The sequence below is a fragment of the Bacillus sp. JK74 genome (genome assembly GCF_053663395.1).
Map to the genome: position 1 here is coordinate 85,107 of NZ_JBSJQB010000007.1, position 20,536 is coordinate 105,642.

Here is a 20,536-nt window from a genome sequence, read left to right on the forward strand (position 1 = left end):
AGGCACACTCATGTTTTCAAATATCGGCATTCCCGGGTTGATCCTGATTTTCGTCATCGCTCTCATCATTTTCGGGCCTTCAAAGCTTCCGGAAATCGGCCGTGCCGCCGGCCGCACGCTGCTTGAATTTAAAAGCGCCGCAAAAACATTGGTCTCAAATGAAGAGCCGGACAAGCAGACCGCTGAGAAAGACAAAACGGCAGGCTGAATCCTGACATGGGGGCAGACGAATCCGCTTCTGCCTCTTTCTCTATAAGGAGGATGTACGATTGGATAAAAAAGAAACCCACTTGATCGGGCATTTAGAGGAAGCCCGGCAGCGTCTCATTAAAACCGTTATCGCCTTTCTCGTGTTTTTTATCGGCGCCTGCTGGTTTGTGCAGGATATTTATGACTGGCTGATCAAGGATTTGCATGGCAGGCTGGCCGTTTTAGGGCCGAGCGAGATTTTATGGGTGTATATGATGATTGCGGGAATATGCGCCCTTACGGCAGCGATTCCGGTTGCGGCCTTTCAGCTCTGGCGTTTTACGGCGCCGGCTTTGACCCCGTTTGAACGCCGCGCCGCTTTGCTTTACATTCCGGGGCTTTCGCTTTTGTTTATTATCGGAATTTCCTTCGGGTATTTTGTGCTGTTTCCGATTGTGCTCGGATTTTTAACACAATTATCCGCCGGCCATTTTGACATGGTATTTACGGCGGACAAGTATTTTACCTTTATGCTGAATCTTACATTGCCGTTCGGATTTTTGTTTGAAATGCCTCTGGCCGTCATGTTTCTGACACGGCTCGGAATCGTGAATCCAACCCGGCTGGCAAAGGCGCGGAAGCTTTCGTATTTTTTGCTGATCGTCGTCTCGGTGCTGATTACGCCGCCGGATTTTATGTCTGACTTTCTCGTCATGATTCCGCTGCTCGTCCTCTATGAAATCAGTGTGACGCTGTCCCGCATCGTTTACCGGAAGAAATGGGCCGAGGCGCCGTCTGCAGCTTAGTGAAGTTCGCCTCCGCCGGTCTCAATATCGTCCTCATGCGCCGCGGCGGTCACCGCGGCGATTTTGAGCGCTTTTGTCACGAGATCCAGGCTGAGGCTCGGCGCAGACTTCTGCAAGGTTTGCTCCGGAATGTACGGGATGTGTATAAACCCGCCGCGGATGTGCGGATGATGGCAGGTGATTTCATCCATCAGCCCGTAAAAGAGATGATTGCATACAAACGTCCCCGCCGTGTAGGATACAGCCGCGGGAATGCCTTCCTTTTTGATTTCCTCAACGATCCGTTTAATCGGAAGGCCGGTCCAATAGGCTGCGGGACCGCCTTGAGAAATGTTTTCCCCGACAGGCTGGTTTCCTTCGTTATCCGGTATGCGCGCCTCATTCAGATTGATTGCGACCCGTTCCGGCGTGATCTGCATTCTGCCGCCTGCCTGTCCGACACAAATGATAATGTCAGGCTGATGCTTTTTGACCGCTTCGCGCAGCACGGCAAGAGACTTATAAAAAACGGTCGGCACTTGTTCAGATACGATAGAGGCAGGGCCCTCAGCGGCACCGTCCAGCCGTTTGACCGCTTCCCATGAAGGATTGACCGTTTCCCCGCCGAAGGGGTCAAAGCCTGTCAGCAATACTTTTTTCTCCATATAAAACCCTCCTTTTCTTTTTACCATACTCTATAATGGACATATATTCCTGCCGAAGGGGGAAACATGTCTTGAATTCGCCTCTGGTGCAATACCGATCTTTATTTCCGGCGCTCCGCACACATACGATGCTCGCCAGCTGCTCTCAAAGCGCTCTTGCCCTGCCGGTTTCAAAAGCGGTCAATGACTATCAGGAAAGCCTGCTTCAGCATGGCGGAAACTGGGAAGAAGCCATTGGACGTACGGAGCAGGCAAGGTGTGAATTTGCGAAATTGATCGGCGCCCATCCTGAAGAAATCGCCGTTTTACCTTCAGTAACGGCTGCTGTCTCTGCCGTCGTTTCTGCTTTAACGGATTGCCGAAAGAAACAGGCGGTGTATACGGAATTGGATTTTCCTGCGATCGCCCACATTTTGAAGGCACAGACTGAGATGGAGCTTTCAGTCGTGCCGTCTGAAGATGGAATGATCCCGTTAGAGCGGTATGAGACGTACATATCGGAGCAGACGCTTTTCACCTGTGTGCCCCATGTGTCATATACGTCGGGGTTTGTCCAGGATATGAAGCGCATTGCCGAGATATCCGCAAAGAAGGGATCGCTTCTTTTTGTCGATGCTTATCAATCTGCGGGGCACATCCCGATTGATGTAAAAGAATGGGGAGTTGACATGCTGGCCGCGGGCGCGAGAAAGTATATGCTCGGCATACCGGGAACGGCGTTTCTTTATGTCAGAAAGGAACTTGCCGAACGGCTGAAGCCGAAAGTCACCGGGTGGTTCGGGCAGCAGCGGGCGTCGATGCCGGATTTAACCCGTTTTTCTTATGCGGACGGAGCCAAACGCTTTGAGACCGGGACCCCGGCATTTATCAGCATATATGCGGCACAGGCGGCTTTATCTCTATTAAACGATGCCGGCACAGACCGCATTCACCAAGAAGTAAAAAAACTCAGCGCATTTGCGTATGAATACGCTTCTGAAAAAGGACTGAATCTCACAGGGCCGCCGTCTGCCGATGACAGACCCGGCATGATTTCCATACGGGATGAAAAAGCGGCGGAAACGGCTGCGCTGTTGAGGCGGAAAAACATCGTATGCGCACCCAGCGGGCAAATCATCCGGCTGGCGCCTCATTTCTATAACACGGCTGACGATCTGACTTATGCGATTGATGAACTGGCTGAAGCGCGCGGTATATAAAAAAACAGCAGACTCCCGGGGAGTCTGCTGTTTTCTTATCAATGATTCACTTTAACCCGTTTCATAAAGAAAGCGCTGATCAAGCCGATAACGGCGACAATCATCGCGAAGATAAAGGCGTGCTGGACGCCCGCAATCAGCGCGTGAGAGTATGCGGAAGGATCATTCGGGTTTTTCGCGGTGCTCATATAATTTTTCTGGCCGGCCGCCATGATGCTGACCGCCACCGCAGTGCCGATTGCGCCGGCCATCTGCTGGAGCGTATTCATAATGGCTGTTCCGTCCGGATAAAATTCCGGCGGCAGCTGATTTAAGCCGTTCGTTTGCGCCGGCATCATGATCATGGAAATGCCGATCATCAGGCATGTATGAAGCGCGACAATCAGAAGCGCCGTAGAAGCGCCGTTAATGTTTGAGAAAAACGAAAGCACAGTTGCCGTGATGACAAACCCGGGAATGACAAGCCACTTCGGCCCGTATTTATCAAACAGACGCCCCGTCACCGGAGACATAAAGCCGTTTAAAATACCGCCCGGCAGCAGGATGAGCCCGGACGTAAACGCCGTCAGCATCAGTCCGCTTTGTAAATACATAGGCAATAGGAGCATTGTCGATAAGATAACCATCATACAGATGAACACAATCACGACACCGAGAACAAACATCGGATAGCGGAAAGCGCGCAGATTCATCATCGGCTGCTTCATTGTCAGCTGCCTGATGGAAAATAAGATGAGCGCGATCGCACCGACAGTGAGCGAACCGATAACCGTCGGGCTTGACCAGCCGTCTGATCCTTCGCCCGCATTGCTGAATCCGAATACGATGCCGCCGAACCCGATCGTAGACAGAATAATGGAAAGCACGTCAATTTTCGGTTTTGTAATGTCAGACACGTTCTGCATGTAGGCGATGCCGAATAAAAGAGCCAACACAAGAAACGGCAGAGAAATCCAGAAAATCCAATGCCAGTTCAAATGCTCTAACACAAGCCCTGAAAATGTCGGACCGATCGCAGGAGCGAACATGATGACAAGCCCGATCGTCCCCATCGCCGCTCCGCGCTTATGCGGCGGGAAGATGACGAGGATTGTATTAAACATCAGCGGCAGCAGCAGCCCGGTTCCTAAAGCCTGCACGATTCTTGCCGCCAAAAGAAACGGAAAGCTCGGCGCAAGCGCTGCAATCAGCGTGCCGATAATGGAAAAAGCGAGTGAAACGATAAACAGCTGTCTCGTCGTAAACCATTGCAAAAGCAGACCTGATACCGGCACAAGAATACCGAGAACGAGCAGATAGCCCGTCGTCAGCCACTGGACGGTCGCAGGAGTGATATGTAGCTCCTTCATCAGATCAGTCAGGGCGATATTCAGCGCCGTTTCACTGAACATGCCGATAAACCCTGCCGTCAGCAAAGAAATCATGATCGGCATGACTTTATATTGTTTGGAAGGCTGAGCGTTTTCCAAAATCATTCTCCTCTCTTTCTATACGTACATGTCTCTCGTATTTTATGTCTTCAGCAGGTTGGGGATTTGTTTAGAAATATGGAGGATCGGCATTTTGTCTTTTTTGGCTAAGGACACAATGATGCCGCCTTCTATCATGGCATTTAAAACAGTGCTGATTTCCGCCGCTTTCTCATCAGAAAAACCAGCTGATCTTAATTTGCCCGCGAACAGATTCTCCCATTCCTGATAAGCGCTTTGACAGGCCTGCCGGAGCTTTTCGCTCTTTAAAGCAGTCTCGGCAGCCAGTAAACCGACAGGAAACCCTTCAAAATTCTCCGGACATGTGAATTGGCTTGATAAGTCCTGTAAAAACGCTTGAATGCTTTCCGCAGGATCAGGATAGGCATCAAGGCTTTCTTTTATTTTCATACGGATATAATGGCTCATTTCATTGACAGCCTCAATGGCGAGCTGCTCTTTGCCGTCCGGAAAATGATAGTAAAGAGAACCTTTCGGCGCACCGCTTTCTTTAATAATCTGATTCAGTCCCGTGCCGTAATACCCCTGAAGCTGAAACAGCCTGGTTGCCGCGGCGAGGATTTTTTCACGAGAATCTCCATAGCTCATAATGTTCCCACCTTACTGATTTGTGACAAATTTAAAATATAGTGACTGGTCTATTATCTGGATTTCGCATGACGGTGTCAAGGATTTTTAACGGTTATTTTCTTCGGAAGGTTGCCTGACAAGCGCGTTGACCGGTGAGAGGAAAATCTTCATAAATAAAGAAAAGGAGAGAAAAGAATGAAAAAACAATTCATGCCCTTCATTACATTTATCACGGCTCTGCTCTTCATCGCGGCCGGCTGCTCCCAATCTCCTCAAACGAAAGAAACACCGCCCCAGATGGCAGCCGCAGCCTCTGCGAAAAAAGACGGACTTCAGAATATTAAAATTCTTGCCACCGGCGGCACAATTGCAGGCGCTGCTCCTTCAAAGACGTCCGCTACGGAGTACAGGGCGGGGGCAATCGGAGTTGATGCCCTGATTCAGGCCGTTCCGGAGATAAAAGAGGTCGCGCATGTGAGCGGAGAACAGGTTGTGAATATCGGCAGCCAGAATATGAATAACGAGACACTGCTGAAACTTGCAAAACGGGTAAACAAGCTGCTCAAGTCTGATGATACAGACGGCATTGTCATTACACATGGAACAGACACACTTGAGGAAACCGCCTACTTTCTCAATCTGACGGTCAAAAGTGACAAGCCCGTTGTTGTCGCCGGGTCAATGCGGCCGTCCACGGCGATCGGAGCGGACGGGCCGTCCAACTTATATAACGCGGTAAAAACAGCGGCTGCGCCTGAGGCGAAAGGCAAGGGGACGCTTGTCGTATTAAATGACAGAATCGCTTCGGCGCGTTATGTGACAAAAACCAATACAACCGCGACCGACACTTTCAAATCGGAAGAAATGGGTTATATCGGAACAATTGCCGATGACGTCTATTTTAATAACATCATCACCCGAAAGCATACGAAGGATACAGATTTCCAGATAGATAAACTTGATAAACTGCCGCAGGTCGATATTATATACGGCTATCAAAATGACGGAAGCTATCTCTTTGAAGCCGCCGCAAAATCAGGGGCGCAAGGCATTATTTTTGCAGGCCCGGGAAACGGCTCAATGTCTGATGCGGCGCTAAAAGGCGCTGTAAAGTCGGTCAAAAGCGGGCTGGCGGTCGTCCGTTCCACAAGGACGGGAAACGGAACGGTAACACCTAATCGAGAGTATGAAAAAGACCATTTGACAGCTTCAAACTCTCTCAACCCTCAAAAAGCGCGGATTCTGCTCATGCTCGCGCTGACAAAAACGCATGATCCTAAGCGGATTCAAACCTATTTCAATGAGTACTAGGAGAAGAGAACCGGGTGTTCTCTCCTTTTTCGGTATGACGTATTAAAGCATAAGCGTGCTTTCGGGAAAGGGGCGTCTTTCTCATTTTTTCGCCTCTTTTTCAATTGTTGAAAACAGTAAAAAATACACTATTTTTTCCTTTCCTTCTCTAATAGAATGAAAATTGCAAAAATATTACATAGCAGGAGGAAAGTTCATGAAACAAATCAAAAGCAAAATCCTAGCGATTCTTACAGTTTGCATGCTGTCCGTCATTTCCGTATTTGCCTTCCAGCCGACCGTATCGAAAGCCTCCTCAGGGCATAACCCTGTTGTCATGGTCCACGGAATCGGCGGGGCGTCCTTTAACTTCGCGGGAATCAAAACATACTTGGCATCCCAAGGCTGGTCAAGAAAAGAGATGTACGCCATTGATTTCTTAGACAAAACCGGAAACAACAGACACAATGCGCCGAGACTGTCCAATTACGTGAAAAAAGTGCTCAGCGAAACAGGCGCGAAAAAAGTCGATATCGTCGCGCACAGCATGGGCGGCGCCAACACGCTCTATTACATTAAAAATCTTGACGGCGGAGACAAAATCGCCAACGTCGTCACACTCGGCGGAGCGAACGGCCTTGTGACCAACCGGGCGCTTCCGGGGACTGATCCGAACCAAAAGATTTTATATACATCGATTTACAGCTCAGCGGACTTGATTGTCCTGAACCCGCTGTCACGACTGATCGGCGGGAAAAACGTGCAGATTCACGGTGTCGGACACATCGGACTTTTGATGAACAGCCAAGTAAACGGGCTGATTAAAGAAGGTCTGAATGGCGGCGGACAAAATACAAATTAACAGTTTCAAAGCCCCCGGAGAATGAGAATATCCCGGGGGCTTTTTTTCTTCCATATTCTTTTTTCGCCGTAAACCAAGCCCTCTGAAGTTATTTTTGTTAAAATAATAAAGTTATATCAGAATTCGGAGGGTTTATTGTGGGAAAAGTGAAAAGAAATGCCCCTTGCCCATGCGGCAGCGGGAAGAAATATAAAAAATGCTGCGGAAGCAAAGAAGCTGCCATTCCGGCAGACATCGCGGCAAAAGAAGCGAAACAGATTCAGGAAAGCTTAATGGAGTACGCCTTTACAGCACATAGAGACGGCATATCATCATTTATTAACCAGCACGCGTTCATTACGGAGCTGGACAGACAGACTAAAGACATCGGAGTCTTCAACCTCGGCATCTGGGGAATTTTCTTCCGTCCGCTGGCAGGCGGCAAGACGATTTTTGAAGAATATCTTCAGAAAAAAGCCGGCAGCATCAACCGCCCGAAAACACGGGAAATCGTTGAATCATGGAAAAGCATGACACCAGCGGTTATGGTGCTTGAAGATGTGAAAGAAGGAATGATTCACTTTGAAGATGTGATGACAAAGAAACAATTCAAAGTGGAAATGGACGTCAGCCAGCAGGATCTTCCGCCGGCGGGAAGCCTGATTCTGGGCTATCCGATCCACGAAGCGGAAAAAGCGGAGTTCTTCATGCAGTTTACGATCTTCCCTGTGAAGCGGACCGAAGCTCTAATCAGCAAAGTGAAAAAGGCGGCTGCCCCGGCCCTTGCGGAAGGAAAATCGCCTGAGCGCTTTATGCAGGAGGACTTCGACACTGTGCTGGCCGCTCTTTTAGGAACGGCGGAAGAGCCTGAGCAGGCTGCTGAAGAAAAACAGACAGAGTGGGCGAACGACATGGAGAAGGAAACGGCGGACGCTATTGAAAAAGGCCTGAGCGGGGATGAATACCCGGCTGAGCTGGTTCCGGCCGTTATTGACCTGTGGAAAACGTTCTGTGTCAAAAAAACACCGACGATCAGAAAGCCGGAAGCTTTCGCGGCGGCGGTCGAATATTACGTAAACAGTATTTCTCTGAACGGCGCGTCCGTTTCTCAAGCTAAGCTGGCGAAGAAGTACGGCGTCAGCGCCTCAACGATTTCCAGCCGTTATAAGGAAATTGAGGGTGCTCTCACGGATGAAGCCGAACGCTTCGCCGCAGCTCTGACATCTTAATACACAGCCAAAAAACCTTGAAGGGCACATGCTTTTCAAGGTTTTTTCTGCAGAAATGCTCTCGGGGCAGGATAATTCTTACCGGTTATCTAATACTAAACAGAGCGATAAAAGGAAGGGAGCCTGAGCCATGGATGAGACACGTACGCTGGGCAGGACGGATTTACGGGTAAAGCGTATCGGTTTTGGCGCTAATGCGGTCGGAGGACATAATCTGTTTCCGAATCTTAATGATGAAACGGGAAAAGAACTCATCCGCACAGCGTTGGACGGCGGCGTCAATTTTATTGATACGGCGTTTATATACGGTTTGGGGCGTTCCGAAGAGTTAATCGGTGAAGTTGTCGCAGAGCGCGGCGTGCGGGACAGCCTCGTGATTGCGTCAAAAGGCGCGCACAAAGAGGTCAACGGACAAATCGAGCTGGACAACAGCCGTGAATTTCTCTGGAGTGAGGCGGAAAACAGCCTGAAGCGGCTGAAAACAGACGTAATTGATTTGTATTACGTCCACTTCCCTGACGGCAAAACACCGCTCTCCGAAGTGGCGGGCACGCTAAAAGAACTGAAGGACGAAGGGAAAATCAGAGCAATCGGCGCGTCCAATCTCAGCTTCCGGCAATTGCAGGAGTTTAACGCCGACGGTTATTTAGAGGTTTTTCAATCGGAATATTCACTGATTCAGCGTGAGGCGGAGCATGATCTGCTGCCTTATTGTGAAAAGAACGGCATTTCTTTTATTCCTTATTTTCCGCTTGCTTCCGGCTTGCTGACGGGAAAGTTTACAAAAGACACAGTCTTTGAGGACAGCCGAAAGAACAGGCCGCCGTTTCAGGGAGAAGCTTTTCACCAAAACTTGGAGCGAGTGGATAAGCTTCGGTCCGTTGCGGAAGAAAAAGGGGCGCAGACAGCGCATATCGCACTCGCGTGGCTTCTGTCGCAGCCGGCGGTGGATGCGATCATTCCCGGAGCCAAACGCCCTAGCCAGCTGAAACACAATCTGGGCGCGCTTGATGTGCAGTTGACCGAGGATGAGGTTCAATATATCAGTGACATCTTCAAGTGAAAATAAAAAAAGGAAATAGCCTGCGCTATTTCCTTTCTTGCTGTCAGGACGTTTTCAAAAACGCTTCTGTCAATCCTTCCAGATCCGCGTCTGTATCCAGATACCACTGGCCGCGGGCGTTTTTCTTCATCTCGATTTCTCTTGTTACGGAAGAAGAAGCCGGTTTCAGGCGCATAAACTCTTCCGGATAGACAGAAAGCAGGTGGCTGACAATTTCGTTTTCATCAGCATCGGGGTGCTTTCCGGCATAGTCTTGCACGCGGTCTTGCAGCTGGCCCGCAAGCGGAGACATATCAAGCGGCGTCACTTTTGCTTCAAGGACGGCTTTTTTGCCTGACATGGATTTGGTATGCACCTTGAGCTCTGTGTTATCCCGAAGCGCTGATGACATGGCGTCAATAATAGCGGAAATGGCTTTTGAATCCGCCTGTTCTTGTGAAATGCCTGCAGAAGCGATAAAGCTGGCTTTCGCCGATTCCTGATATGCGGCGGCCGTCATTTTTTCATTTACACCGGTCAGGCGGGTGAAATCTTTATTGTGCTTGCCGTACAGCATCACATCAATGTATGCGGATAATGCGTCCGCCGGGTCAGGTTTTGCGTTTGAGGCTGTGCCTTTGACTTTCAGTTTATAAGATAAAGGCTTCGCGTCTTTTGCCTGCGGCTGATATACCAATTCATATGATTTGCCTTCGTCAGCCGTGAAGTACAGATTGCCCGTCACTGTCTTGCCCGCATGAAGCGTGCCGCTCTGCATCTGGTCATCCTTATCGGCCGCCGCTGTTTTCGCGTCATCCTGATAAAGCGAGAAGTCGCTGCTTTTGACGGTAAGCGGGTCTTTGCCCGTATTTTTGACGGTGACCGTTACTTTCAGCGCGGCCGGATGTTCAGTATCGTCTGAAGCGGCCCATGCCGTCTCTTTTATTTTCACTTTCGCCGTGCTGCTTTCCTGGCCGCCGCTCGTTTCGCTGCTGCATGCGGCGGTAAATGCCGTGAGAAGCAGTATGAAAAACACGGCGCTCATTTTTTTGATGGACATCTGGTTTACCCCCTGTTGTTATAATGATTAATTCAATAGTCATGAAGACAGACAGGTTAATTATACTAGTTTTGTATAAAAGAGTCTTGGTAATCATCAATCTTTTTGGAAGAAAAGGAAGTGTTATGATGAAAAAAGAAGAATTGAAACAGCTGGCTCTCCGGATCGGAAACGTACCTGCCCGCTACGAGAGTAATGTGGAAGAATACCAAGAAGATGAGGTTTTGTTTTGGTGGGAAGATAAGAATGATCCGGAAGCCGGCATCATGGTTGAACTAGACCGGGACGGAAAACTGAAATCCTTATCCCGTCCGGCTTTCCGGACTGATTTGCCGGCTCTTTCGGAATCGGACATAGAAGAGCGGATGCGGGCGTTTGTAGAAACCCATCGTCCGGGGGCATTGGCTGAGTTCGAATTGGAAAACAGCGGCTCCGCCAATGATGATGATGTGAGATATTCCTATGTTCAGATGGCTGACGGTCTGCCGCTTCCGCTGACCGGGTTTTACGTCGACCTGTCTTTGACAGGGGAAGTAACCGGCTTTTCTTACCATGGGAAGGCCGATAATCTCTTAAGACCCGGAACAATTGCGGACAAGCGGGAAGCATTGGCTCACTTTGTCAAACATATTGAAGCGGAGCTGTTGTTCACCGTACTGCATCAGTCCGTCTATGTGCAGGGGGATGACAAGCCCCATCTCGTCTATGAAATCGTGTCTCCGACGCGGCCGATATCGGCCGACCTGAAGGAAGAGAATGCAGAAATAGATGAATATGAAGAGCTGGAAGACGGCACGCTGCCGTATGTCCCGATTTCACGCCCTGCACCTGAAGCGGAAAAGATGAGCATCAATGACATGATCGGGCTGCACGACGGTTTTTATAAAGAGAGGGAAAGCGATCTTGGAGAGGGCAGTATCGGTATTGCCTGGCGCCCTGAAAAAACAAAATCCGTACGGGAAGATAAAAGTTTTGAAAGTCTGTTAAAAGAGCGGAATGAACATGTATTGAAAACAAGGTATGATAAAGAATCGGGCCGGCTCACCGGGGTAATGTCATTTATACATAGTGAAGGCGAACCGGAGTTTTCCGAGGAAGAATGCCATCACATGGCCATCCGCTTTTTGTTCGCCATGTTTCCGGAAGCGGATCAGTATTTCCGGGTTCAATATGATGAGCCGGATGATGAAGGAGAAAACGTGGGACTTACATATAAGGCTTGTTCGGGCGGCGTTGATTTGCGATTCGGAGAGGGGAGAATCTGTGTCAGCAAAAAGACGGGTCTTGTCACTGTATATATGCCGCCGGAAATTGATCCGAAAGAGCTCGAGGAAATCGATCCCGTTCCTTCATTGACAATGGAAGAGGCGAAGGACGCGATCCGCCGGGCCATCAAAGCCGAGCTCGCTTGGGATCGTTGTTACGAAGACGGCAGCTGCGGAAAAGTGTACAGGCTCGTATATAAGCCGGTTTTCCCGCGGTTTATTGAGGCTCATACGGGAGAAGTGATCACGAGTTTAATAGGCTGAAGGTCATGGGCGTTCGTCCCGGGTCTTTCATGGGAAATGTGACTTTTGTATGGGAAACAACCGCTCTGAATACGGCTCTTTTCCCTCTTTGCTAAAAATAGACACATAAAAGGCACTTTCTTCCCTTTAAAAGGATAAGGACGTTTTTATATAATTAAAAACAGTTCTTTTTTATACACTCTTCTGAAAGGATGACCCCATTGCTGAAAGAACATCTGAGAAAAAAAGCGCTGGAGATCGGGAATATACCGCCGCACTATGAGCTTGAAATAGAAGATTATGATGAAAAACAAAAAACGAGAGCCTATTATATATGGAAAGATCGTAACCATCCGGATAAAACGGTAACGATTGAGCTGGGCGACGACGGATCTTTGCTTACATACTCACGCAACGACTGTCCGGGTTCAGACATGCAGCTGTCAGACGCCGAATTAAAGCTGACGGCTCTTCGGTTTGCGGCGAGACACCGCCCGCTTACTTTTATGAATTTCATCTTTCAGGCGAGGGAAGAACGCAATGGGTGCATCCGATTTATCTATACAAAAAAAGTGCTCGGCCGGCCGCTTCCCGATTCAGGTTTTTTCGTTGATGTAACCAGGAGCGGCTTCGTCGTGCAGTTTATCTATTACGGGGATAAGGGTGAAGCGCCCGTCCCGGAAACATTCGTCGATCGGGAAAAAGTCGTCTCGCATTATATGAGTGTGCTGACATTCAGTCTCGTCTATGATGTGGTCAATTTTGAGAAAATACCGCGTCTCGTCTATGAACCGATTCTGCCGGCTTACAGCTATCCGGCCGGTGAAGATGATATCGTGCCGGATCAGCAGCTTTGCGAAGACAGGAATGAGCCGGCAAAACCGCTTCCCGCGTTTGAACATAAACGGGAAATCAGCCTGGATGAATTAATGGGGTTTACCTCGGATATGGTTCAGACGCGCCGGCGCGATCTCGGGGATGAGATCGGAACGACATGGCGGAAAGGATCGGTTCCGGAACGGAAAGATTTGAGTATCGAAAGCTATTTTGAAACCAGCAACAAAAATACAATGAAGATGAAAACGGACAAAAAGACAGGGAAAATGACAGCCTTTAAATCTTTTATTGAGCATCAGGGCCCGGCCTTTTATTCTGCGGAAGAGTGTGAGACCGTCGCGCTTCAATTTTTATACAAGCTTTATCCGAGAGCGGACGAGTTTTTTAAAATGAACCCGCTGAAAACGGACGGAAGGGGCAGGTTCCGCTTCCATTTTTCCGTATGGCATCAGGATATTCCGCTGCGGTTCGGCGCTGCGAGAATACTTGTCAGTCCCGTAACGGGGCTTGTGGAAGCTTACATGGCGCCTGACATTGACCCGGAGCAGCTGGAGAAGATCAATCCGGTGCCGGCCGTTACTCCCGAAGAAGCAAAGGCCGCTTTTTTATCCGATTTCCATTTGCGGCTGGAGTGGCAGCGCGATTTTACGCCGTCCGGCAATGAAGGATATAAGCTTGTGTACAGGCCTGTCTATCCTCCGTACATTGATGCGCAAAAGCGAAAAAAGAAAAGGTTTTATTAGCCAGGGATCATTTGTAAATGAGGATAATCTTTAAAGCCTCTCCAATCGCCTCCCCAATCAAAACCGAGCGTTTTGGCAATCGATACGACCTCAAGCCAATCGGGCGTGCCGTTTCGGTTTCCGTCGTACGTCATATCCCACATCAGGCTTCCATCCTTTTTTTGCAGGGCGAAGTCGATCGCAAGGCCGTAATTGTGGTAAGATTCCCCGCCTTTTGCGTAGGTGACGATATTTCCTTTTTTTGAACGTCCTTGACGGTACAATTCGTTTTGTTCCTCAATTGATCTGAAACCCTCTGTGATAACGACGGTGATGCCTTTTTTCAGAGCGGCCGTCCGCAATAGCTCCGCATTCTGTTTCACGAGCGGATGAAGAGCGCTTGGAATGGCTCTATCTTGTAATGCCGTCTGCGGCCTCAATTCTTTCTGCACATAGGAAAAACATAGGTCTGCGGAAAAGAAGAGGATCAAAAGCAGTGCAATTCTGACTGGTAGTTTCATGGTGAATTCTCTCTTTCTTTAATTGATTAAAATCTTTGTTTGCTCACTGCCATAAATTTGCTATGATAAAATATAACATAATTAGTAGCCGGAGGAAGGAGGCAAATCTATGAAATCCAAGATTCCATCTGAAGAAGTGGCCGTTAAGATGAATGAATGGTATAAGCTGATCCGCGCGTTTGAAGCCGATAAAGCTGAAGCGCTGAAGCGGGAGATTCAATATGAACTCGAAGATATGGAAGAAAATCAGGATTTATTGTTGTATTTTTCATTAATGGAATTTAGGCACCGCATCATGCTGGATAAATTAAAACCCATGAAAGACGGCGACTGCCAGCCTCCGTTCTCTGAAATGCTCACTGAGATTGAGATGAACCAGCAAAAGCTGACCGGCTTACTGGAATATTATTTTTACTATTTCAGGGGAATGTATGAATTTAAGCAGAAAAACTTCATCTCAGCGATTTCTCATTATAAGCGGGCTGAGGAAAAGCTTGAATATGTGGAAGATGACATAGAGAAAGCCGAGTTTCTGTATAAAATTTCTGAGGTGTACTATCATATCAAGCAGACTTTCTTTTCGATGAATTACGCGGGACAGGCGCTTGATATTTACAAGAAATATGAATTATACGGAATGAGAAGGGTGCAGTGCAAATTTATCATTGCCGGAAATCTGATGGACGCCCAGCAGCATAAAAAAGCGCTGGAATACCTCGAATGCGCCTTGGAGCACGCGGAGCGGCTTGATGATCAATATATGATTGCTGCGGCCTATTATAATATCGGGCACTGTATGTACAGTCTGGGTGACTTTTGCAAGGCGGCGGAGGATTTTGAACGGGCGGCTGCCGGATTTGAAGCACACAGCTTCCGGCAGGTCATCCAGGCTGTTTTTTCACTCACACATATCTACTTTAAAACGGAAAAATACAGTGAAGCCGCCGCCAGCTGCGCGCGGGGCATGAGAAGCGCGGCGGAGTGGGAAGATGAGATCTATATGACGAAATTCCGTCTGATTAAAGAGCTTTATCAGGGGGAAGGCGGACAGGATTCGCTCAAAGAGTATTTTGACATCCTGGAATCAAAGGAGCTGTTGGCTGACACAGAGGAACTGCTTCAGGACGCGGCTCATTTCTTTCATAAACGGGAGAACTACAAAGCGGCATCTTATTTTTTCAGCAGGCTTGTCGGCGTGCAAAAAAGGCTGCAAATGAACAACTACGCATAATGAAAAAAAGAACGAGGGAGCTTCGGTTTCATCGTTCTTTTTATGATTCCTTTTGTTTTCAGCCGATTAAAACCGGGTACATGCTCTGTATTAACATCAGGGAGGAAATGAGACAATGTATCAGGATTTACAGGGAAAAACAGCGATTGTAACAGGTTCTTCGAAAGGAATCGGAAAAGCCATTGCCGAACGCTTCGGCAAGGAGCGGATGAATGTGGTTGTGAACTACCTCGGTGATTCCGCCGGAGCGGAAGAAGCGGCGGACATCATTGAGAAAGCGGGAGGCAGAGCCGTCACCGTAAAAGCCGATGTATCCTCAGAAGAAGGGATTCAGGCGCTGTTTAATGCCGCGCAGGAGTATTTCGGGGGCGTGGATGTGATGGTCAACAATTCCGGCTTTAACGGAGCCGAAGCGATGCCCCATGAAATGAGCCTGGAGGATTGGCAAAGGGTCATCGACGTCAACGTGACCGGCACCTTTTTGGGGGCGAAAGCGGCACTGAAACATATGCTCGAGCGCGGCAAAAAAGGAACGGTCTTAAACATATCGAGCGTTCATCAGCAAATACCGCGTCCTGAAAACGTGCAGTACTCGGCATCCAAAGGCGGGATCAAAATGATGACGGAAACGATGGCGCTCAATTACGCAGACAAAGGCATCCGGGTGAATGCCATCGCTCCCGGAACGATCGCCACAGAGTCCAATAAGGATCTGGAAGATGAAACACATAAACAGGCCCAGCTGAAAAAAATTCCGATGAACGCCTTCGGAAAACCGGAAGAAGTCGCCGCGGCCGCCGCATGGATGGTGTCGGAAGAAGCGAGTTACGTAACCGGAACGACACTTTTCGTCGACGGAGGCATGACGCTTTATCCGTCTCAGCTGGAAAGTTAAAAAGAGGAGGGGAAACCTTCTCTTTTTTGTTTAGAGAAGGGTCATAAAGGAAATGGTTCTCTAAAAAACAGGAGGGCCGCAAGATGGCGAGTGACTGGTGGAAAGACGCCGTTGTCTATCAAATCTATCCGCGAAGCTTCCAAGATACGAACGGCGACGGCATAGGCGACCTGCGGGGGATTATCGCGCGTCTCGATTATATAAAAGAACTTGGCGCTGATGTGATATGGATCTGCCCGATTTATCCGTCGCCAAACGTCGATAACGGCTACGATGTGACGGATCATCAAGCGATTATGGAATCATACGGAACGATGGAGGACTTTCACGATCTGCTTACAGAATGCCGCAACCGCGGATTAAAGCTTGTGATGGACTTCGTCTTAAATCATACCTCCACGGAGCATCCTTGGTTCAAAGAGGCGGAAATGAATCCGGACAGCAAATACCGCGATTATTATATTTGGCGGCCGGGCACCGCGGACGGCCCGCCGACCGATTGGGTGTCGGATTACGGACAATCCGTCTGGCAGTACGAAGAACATACGGGCGAATATTACCTGCATATGAACGCCGTCAAACAAGCCGATCTGAATTGGGAAAATCCCGAGGTTCGGCAATCAGTATACGAGATGATGAGATTTTGGCTCGATAAAGGCGTGGACGGATTGCGAATAGACCAGCTTCATCTTCTGTCAAAAAAAGAATACTTGCCGCCGTATGAAGATTATATCGCTCGCCGGGCCGATCCAAAGCCTTTCCGGCCAAACGGAGCACGGATACATGATTACTTAAAAGAAATGACGAAAGAGGTATTTTCTAAATATGACGTGATGTCGGTCGGCGAGGCGGGATCAGTGACGCCTGAGGAGGGGCTCGTTTATACGGGAACCGATGAGCATGAGCTGAATATGATTTTTCATTTTCAGCATATGGAGCTTGATCAAAAGCCGGGCCAAGAGCATTGGGATGTAAAACCGCTTGAGCTGGCCGATTTGAAGAAAGTGCTCACAGACTGGCAGGAAAAACTGGAACATCAAGGCTGGAATACGCTGTATTGGTGCAATCATGACCAGCCCCGGATCGTATCCCGTTTCGGAGACGAAGGCACATACCGCAAAGCATCCGCCAAAATGCTTGCCGCCCTGCTTTATTTCATGAAAGGCACGCCGTACATTTACCAGGGGGAAGAAATCGGCATGACAAACGCTCCGTTTGACAGAATAGAGGATTATCAAGATATTCAGACCGTCAATATGTATCATAAAAGGGTATTTGAAATGGGCCGTGACAGAGAAGAAGTCATGGCGTCCATTATGGCGAAAAGCCGGGACCATGCACGAACACCGATGCAGTGGGACGGCAGCAAGAATGCCGGATTTACGGAGGGCGAACCGTGGCTGAAGGTCAATCCCAATTACAAAACCGTCAATGCGGCCGAGGCTCAGGATGATCCCGATTCTATATTGAACTTTTACAAAAAACTGATCCGCCTGCGAAAACAGTATGCTGATATCATAAAAGGCAGCTACACGCTGTTGCTTCCTGATGATCCGCAGCTGTTTGTGTATGAAAGACAGGCAAACGGGCAAAAACTCATGTCCATCAGTAACGTATCGGAAGAAGAAGCCGTCTTTTATTGGCCGGACGGTTCCGAATCTGAAAGGGCCGAGCTGCTTCTCAGCAACTATGAAAATGGCGGCGGCGCGGAATCCCGCATCACATTCCGCCCTTATGAAACAAGAGTCTATCTGCTTGCCTGATATGTGATACGACGCCCCCGTCCATACATGGCGGGGGCGCTTTTTAGGTAAGTCGGATATCAATTTAGAAAAAATATCTTGCAAAACGTAATTACTTCGTTTTATTATGGTATAGGTAACAAATGAACGAGAAAGTACGCTTTGGAAATCGTCATCATTCTGATTTACAGAACAGGGGGAAACGGCTTGTTTAAAAAATGGAGCGGAATCATTGTCATTGCGGCATGCTTTTTAATCGCGGCGGGCTGCGGCAATTCATCTTCGAAAGGTTCGTCAGGTTCTTCGAAAAGCGGCAAACTGCACGTCGTGACGACCTTTTATCCTATGTACGAATTCACGAAACAAATTGTCAAAGACAAAGGCGATGTAGACATTCTCATCCCGTCTTCGGTCGAACCCCATGATTGGGAGCCGACGCCGAAGGATATCGCCGGCATTCAAAACGCCGATCTTTTCGTATACAACAGCGAATATATGGAGACATGGGTTCCTTCAGCGGAAAAAAGCATGAGCTCTGATCATGCGAAGTTTGTAAAGGCGTCAAAAGGAATTGACTTGCTCGAAGGTTCGGATGAAGAGGAAGAGGAACATGGACACGGCGGTCATGACCACAGCCGCAGCATGGACCCTCACGTGTGGCTCAGCCCGGTTCTTGCGCAAAAAGAGGTCAAAACCATTACGGCGCAGATCGTAAAACAGGACCCGAAGAATAAAGCATACTATGAGAAAAATAGTAAAGAATATATTGCAAAACTGCAGGATCTTGATAAACTATACCGTACAACATTAAATAAAGCGTCGAAAAAAGAATTGATCACACAGCACGCGGCATTCAGCTATCTCGCCAAAGAATACGGCTTAAAACAAGTCGCGATTGCAGGCCTTTCTCCTGAAGAAGAGCCGAGTGCGGCTAAACTGGCGGATCTCAAAACGTTTGCCAAAAAGCATGATGTGAAGATCATCTACTTTGAAGAAGTTGCATCGCCTAAAGTTGCAGATACACTTGCCGGTGAAATTGGCGCGAAAACGGAAGTGCTCAATACACTGGAAGGTTTAAGCCAAAAAGAACGGGATAAAGGCATCGGTTATATCGACATTATGGAGAAAAACCTTGATGCACTGAAAGATTCGCTATTGGTTAAATAACATAGTGTGCGCCGCGGGGTGCACACTATTTCTATGCGGGAAAGGAAGGTCAGCATGAATCTCGTTACATTACAGGATATCGTTTTTGGTTATTCGCATACACCCGTGCTTGACGGTGTGTCGCTGGAAATCAAAAGCGGCGAATTCGTCGGCATTACAGGACCGAACGGCGCGTCAAAATCGACGCTCATGAAAGTCATGCTCGGCATGCTCAGACCTTGGGAAGGAACGGCCGAGATCAGTAAAAAAAACGCTGCCGGAAAACGCCTGACAATCGGCTATGTTCCGCAGCAGATTTCTTCATTTAACGCAGGATTCCCAAGCACGGTTCTGGAGCTTGTGCAATCAGGCCGTTATACGAAAGGAAAATGGTTTAAACGATTGAACGAAACGGATCACCACGAGGTGGAAAACGCGCTGAAGATGGTGGAAATGTGGGATTTCCGCCACCGGAAAATCGGCGATTTATCCGGCGGACAGAAGCAGAAAATCTGCATTGCGAGAATGCTTGCAAGCAATCCGGATCTGCTGATGCTTGATGAACCGACAACCGCGGTTGATTATGAAAGCAGACAGGGTTTCTACGAATTTATGCACCATCAGGTGAAAAATCACAACCGCACTGTCGTCATGGTGACACACGAACAAAACGAAGTACAGCAGTATTTGGATAAAGTCATACGGCTTGAGAGGGGGGAAAAAGGCGGATGGAAATGTTTGACTTGGAATTCATGCGACGAGCTTTTTTAGCGGGAAGCATGATCGGAATTATGGCGCCGATATTAGGCGTATATCTCGTGCTGAGAAGACAGGCGCTGATGGCGGATACGCTGTCTCATATTTCATTGTCGGGCGTGGCCATCGGTTTTTTTCTCAGTACCAATATTACGGCGGCGAGCATCGTTGTCGTCACGATCGGAGCGATCGGCATCGAATATATGCGGCGGGCATACCGTACATATTCAGAGGTATCCATCGCAATCTTAATGGCGGCCGGGCTGTCGTTTGCGATGTTTCTGATCAGCCTGTCAAAAGGCGGCGCGTCGATGAGCATCGATCAATATTTATTTGGATCGCTTGTCACGGTCAGCCAGCAGCAGGTCTATATTATCGGAGGCATTACCCTGCTGATTCTGCTTTATTTCATTATTTTAAACAGACCGCTCTATCTCCTTACCTTTGACGAGGCGACGGCAAAGACATCAGGCATTAACACAAACCTCCTGTCAATGTCATTCAGCATCGTGACGGGGCTGGCGATTTCGGTCATTATTCCGATTATCGGCGTGCTGCTCGTTTCCGCGCTCCTCGTACTGCCCGCGGCTTTTGCAATCCGTATCGCCAAAGGGTTTAAATGGGTGTTTGCGGCAGCCATTATTATTTCTCTTTTCAGTGTGTTCATGGGGCTGACGTCTTCGTATCAGCTCGGAACGCCTCCGGGGCCGTCAATCACTTTACTGTTAATCATTCTGCTTCTGCTCGGCTTTATGCTGCAGGGGATTTGGAATGCGTTTAAAAAAGGAAAAGAACGAAAAAACCGCCGTTAAGCGGTG

At 48.6% G+C, this 20,536-nt stretch carries 20 protein-coding genes; 15 read left to right on the forward strand and 5 right to left on the reverse strand.

Annotation, left to right across the window (positions count from 1 at the left end; all coding sequences use genetic code 11):
• Positions 1–10: 10 nt before the first annotated feature.
• Entirely contained in the window at positions 11–208 is a 198-nt protein-coding gene (locus ACWJJ5_RS17635) for a twin-arginine translocase TatA/TatE family subunit (protein WP_003156681.1), read from the forward strand.
• A 61-nt stretch (positions 209–269) separates the two neighbouring features.
• Positions 270–995 carry a twin-arginine translocase subunit TatC gene (gene tatC / locus ACWJJ5_RS17640; protein ID WP_326359181.1) on the forward strand — a complete coding sequence of 242 codons (726 nt, stop codon included), beginning with the start codon at positions 270–272 and terminating at the stop codon, positions 993–995.
• On the opposite strand, the gene pcp is transcribed toward tatC, so the two are convergent.
• Positions 992–1,639, reverse strand: coding sequence for a pyroglutamyl-peptidase I (gene pcp, locus ACWJJ5_RS17645; protein WP_101562663.1), 648 nt, complete (start codon positions 1,637–1,639; stop codon positions 992–994). The genes tatC and pcp overlap by 4 nt on opposite strands.
• Before the next feature lie 71 nt (positions 1,640–1,710).
• Here pcp and ACWJJ5_RS17650 point away from each other — a divergent pair, with 71 nt between their 5' ends.
• Positions 1,711–2,838, forward strand: coding sequence for an aminotransferase class V-fold PLP-dependent enzyme (locus ACWJJ5_RS17650; RefSeq protein ID WP_454022582.1), 1,128 nt, complete (start codon positions 1,711–1,713; stop codon positions 2,836–2,838).
• A gap of 38 nt (positions 2,839–2,876) precedes the next feature.
• Here the strand turns inward: ACWJJ5_RS17650 and lmr(B) are convergent, their stop codons facing one another.
• Complete coding sequence (lmr(B), locus tag ACWJJ5_RS17655; RefSeq protein WP_412838441.1) at positions 2,877–4,313, reverse strand: lincomycin efflux MFS transporter Lmr(B); 1,437 nt, start codon at positions 4,311–4,313, stop codon at positions 2,877–2,879.
• 36 nt (positions 4,314–4,349) lie between these two features.
• Positions 4,350–4,916, reverse strand: coding sequence for a TetR/AcrR family transcriptional regulator (locus tag ACWJJ5_RS17660; protein WP_070081323.1), 567 nt, complete (start codon positions 4,914–4,916; stop codon positions 4,350–4,352).
• Positions 4,917–5,093: 177 nt separating this feature from the next.
• Between ACWJJ5_RS17660 and ACWJJ5_RS17665 the strand changes: the two genes are divergently transcribed.
• From ACWJJ5_RS17665 to ACWJJ5_RS17680, 4 genes are all read left to right on the forward strand, one after another.
• A complete protein-coding gene (locus ACWJJ5_RS17665) occupies positions 5,094–6,209 on the forward strand; it encodes a type II asparaginase (RefSeq protein ID WP_454022583.1) in 1,116 nt (371 codons plus the stop codon).
• A gap of 196 nt (positions 6,210–6,405) precedes the next feature.
• Positions 6,406–7,050 (forward strand): esterase/lipase family protein, encoded by a 645-nt coding sequence (locus tag ACWJJ5_RS17670; RefSeq protein ID WP_070081325.1) that lies wholly within the window; start codon positions 6,406–6,408, stop codon positions 7,048–7,050.
• A gap of 137 nt (positions 7,051–7,187) precedes the next feature.
• On the forward strand, positions 7,188–8,258 hold the full coding sequence (locus ACWJJ5_RS17675; protein ID WP_454022584.1) for a helix-turn-helix domain-containing protein: 1,071 nt from the start codon (positions 7,188–7,190) through the stop codon (positions 8,256–8,258).
• Positions 8,259–8,388: 130 nt separating this feature from the next.
• Positions 8,389–9,321, forward strand: coding sequence for an aldo/keto reductase (locus tag ACWJJ5_RS17680; RefSeq protein WP_454022585.1), 933 nt, complete (start codon positions 8,389–8,391; stop codon positions 9,319–9,321).
• Positions 9,322–9,364: 43 nt separating this feature from the next.
• Here ACWJJ5_RS17680 and ACWJJ5_RS17685 read toward each other — a convergent pair whose 3' ends face one another.
• Complete coding sequence (locus ACWJJ5_RS17685; RefSeq protein WP_014304282.1) at positions 9,365–10,360, reverse strand: DUF5105 domain-containing protein; 996 nt, start codon at positions 10,358–10,360, stop codon at positions 9,365–9,367.
• A gap of 128 nt (positions 10,361–10,488) precedes the next feature.
• Here ACWJJ5_RS17685 and ACWJJ5_RS17690 point away from each other — a divergent pair, with 128 nt between their 5' ends.
• Positions 10,489–11,889, forward strand: a complete 1,401-nt coding sequence (locus tag ACWJJ5_RS17690; protein WP_454022586.1) for a YcdB/YcdC domain-containing protein — start codon at positions 10,489–10,491, stop codon at positions 11,887–11,889.
• A 200-nt stretch (positions 11,890–12,089) separates the two neighbouring features.
• Complete coding sequence (locus tag ACWJJ5_RS17695) at positions 12,090–13,448, forward strand: YcdB/YcdC domain-containing protein (RefSeq protein WP_077721754.1); 1,359 nt, start codon at positions 12,090–12,092, stop codon at positions 13,446–13,448.
• On the opposite strand, the gene ACWJJ5_RS17700 is transcribed toward ACWJJ5_RS17695, so the two are convergent.
• Positions 13,445–13,948, reverse strand: a complete 504-nt coding sequence (locus ACWJJ5_RS17700; protein WP_160249120.1) for a M15 family metallopeptidase — start codon at positions 13,946–13,948, stop codon at positions 13,445–13,447. The genes ACWJJ5_RS17695 and ACWJJ5_RS17700 overlap by 4 nt on opposite strands.
• A 109-nt stretch (positions 13,949–14,057) precedes the next feature.
• Between ACWJJ5_RS17700 and ACWJJ5_RS17705 the strand changes: the two genes are divergently transcribed.
• The 6 genes from ACWJJ5_RS17705 to ACWJJ5_RS17730 all read left to right on the forward strand — a co-directional run bounded on the left by ACWJJ5_RS17705 (position 14,058) and on the right by ACWJJ5_RS17730 (position 20,530).
• A complete protein-coding gene (locus ACWJJ5_RS17705; protein ID WP_003156660.1) occupies positions 14,058–15,179 on the forward strand; it encodes a response regulator aspartate phosphatase in 1,122 nt (373 codons plus the stop codon).
• 115 nt (positions 15,180–15,294) lie between these two features.
• Positions 15,295–16,074: a glucose 1-dehydrogenase gene (locus ACWJJ5_RS17710; protein ID WP_077721756.1), complete on the forward strand. Its 780-nt coding sequence runs from the start codon at positions 15,295–15,297 to the stop codon at positions 16,072–16,074.
• 83 nt (positions 16,075–16,157) lie between these two features.
• Positions 16,158–17,837: a glycoside hydrolase family 13 protein gene (locus ACWJJ5_RS17715; protein ID WP_454022587.1), complete on the forward strand. Its 1,680-nt coding sequence runs from the start codon at positions 16,158–16,160 to the stop codon at positions 17,835–17,837.
• A gap of 186 nt (positions 17,838–18,023) precedes the next feature.
• Positions 18,024–18,983, forward strand: a complete 960-nt coding sequence (locus ACWJJ5_RS17720; protein ID WP_003156656.1) for a metal ABC transporter substrate-binding protein — start codon at positions 18,024–18,026, stop codon at positions 18,981–18,983.
• A 54-nt stretch (positions 18,984–19,037) separates the two neighbouring features.
• Positions 19,038–19,733, forward strand: a complete 696-nt coding sequence (locus ACWJJ5_RS17725; protein ID WP_003156655.1) for a metal ABC transporter ATP-binding protein — start codon at positions 19,038–19,040, stop codon at positions 19,731–19,733.
• A complete protein-coding gene (locus ACWJJ5_RS17730; protein ID WP_003156653.1) occupies positions 19,691–20,530 on the forward strand; it encodes a metal ABC transporter permease in 840 nt (279 codons plus the stop codon). Before ACWJJ5_RS17725 ends, ACWJJ5_RS17730 begins: the two co-directional genes overlap by 43 nt.
• Positions 20,531–20,536: the final 6 nt, after the last annotated feature.

What these genes read in the sequence shown, in the direction of transcription:
- pcp (WP_101562663.1), bottom strand. Translation starts at nt 1,639, where the DNA reads ATGGAGAAAAAAGTATTGCTGACAGGCTTTGACCCCTTCGGCGGGGAA.
- ACWJJ5_RS17635 (WP_003156681.1), top strand. Translation starts at nt 11, where the DNA reads ATGTTTTCAAATATCGGCATTCCCGGGTTGATCCTGATTTTCGTCATC.
- ACWJJ5_RS17705 (WP_003156660.1), top strand. Translation starts at nt 14,058, where the DNA reads ATGAAATCCAAGATTCCATCTGAAGAAGTGGCCGTTAAGATGAATGAA.
- ACWJJ5_RS17725 (WP_003156655.1), top strand. Translation starts at nt 19,038, where the DNA reads ATGAATCTCGTTACATTACAGGATATCGTTTTTGGTTATTCGCATACA.
- ACWJJ5_RS17715 (WP_454022587.1), top strand. Translation starts at nt 16,158, where the DNA reads ATGGCGAGTGACTGGTGGAAAGACGCCGTTGTCTATCAAATCTATCCG.
- ACWJJ5_RS17690 (WP_454022586.1), top strand. Translation starts at nt 10,489, where the DNA reads ATGAAAAAAGAAGAATTGAAACAGCTGGCTCTCCGGATCGGAAACGTA.
- ACWJJ5_RS17680 (WP_454022585.1), top strand. Translation starts at nt 8,389, where the DNA reads ATGGATGAGACACGTACGCTGGGCAGGACGGATTTACGGGTAAAGCGT.
- ACWJJ5_RS17670 (WP_070081325.1), top strand. Translation starts at nt 6,406, where the DNA reads ATGAAACAAATCAAAAGCAAAATCCTAGCGATTCTTACAGTTTGCATG.
- ACWJJ5_RS17700 (WP_160249120.1), bottom strand. Translation starts at nt 13,948, where the DNA reads ATGAAACTACCAGTCAGAATTGCACTGCTTTTGATCCTCTTCTTTTCC.
- ACWJJ5_RS17665 (WP_454022583.1), top strand. Translation starts at nt 5,094, where the DNA reads ATGAAAAAACAATTCATGCCCTTCATTACATTTATCACGGCTCTGCTC.
- ACWJJ5_RS17685 (WP_014304282.1), bottom strand. Translation starts at nt 10,360, where the DNA reads ATGTCCATCAAAAAAATGAGCGCCGTGTTTTTCATACTGCTTCTCACG.
- ACWJJ5_RS17660 (WP_070081323.1), bottom strand. Translation starts at nt 4,916, where the DNA reads ATGAGCTATGGAGATTCTCGTGAAAAAATCCTCGCCGCGGCAACCAGG.
- ACWJJ5_RS17710 (WP_077721756.1), top strand. Translation starts at nt 15,295, where the DNA reads ATGTATCAGGATTTACAGGGAAAAACAGCGATTGTAACAGGTTCTTCG.
- ACWJJ5_RS17730 (WP_003156653.1), top strand. Translation starts at nt 19,691, where the DNA reads ATGGAAATGTTTGACTTGGAATTCATGCGACGAGCTTTTTTAGCGGGA.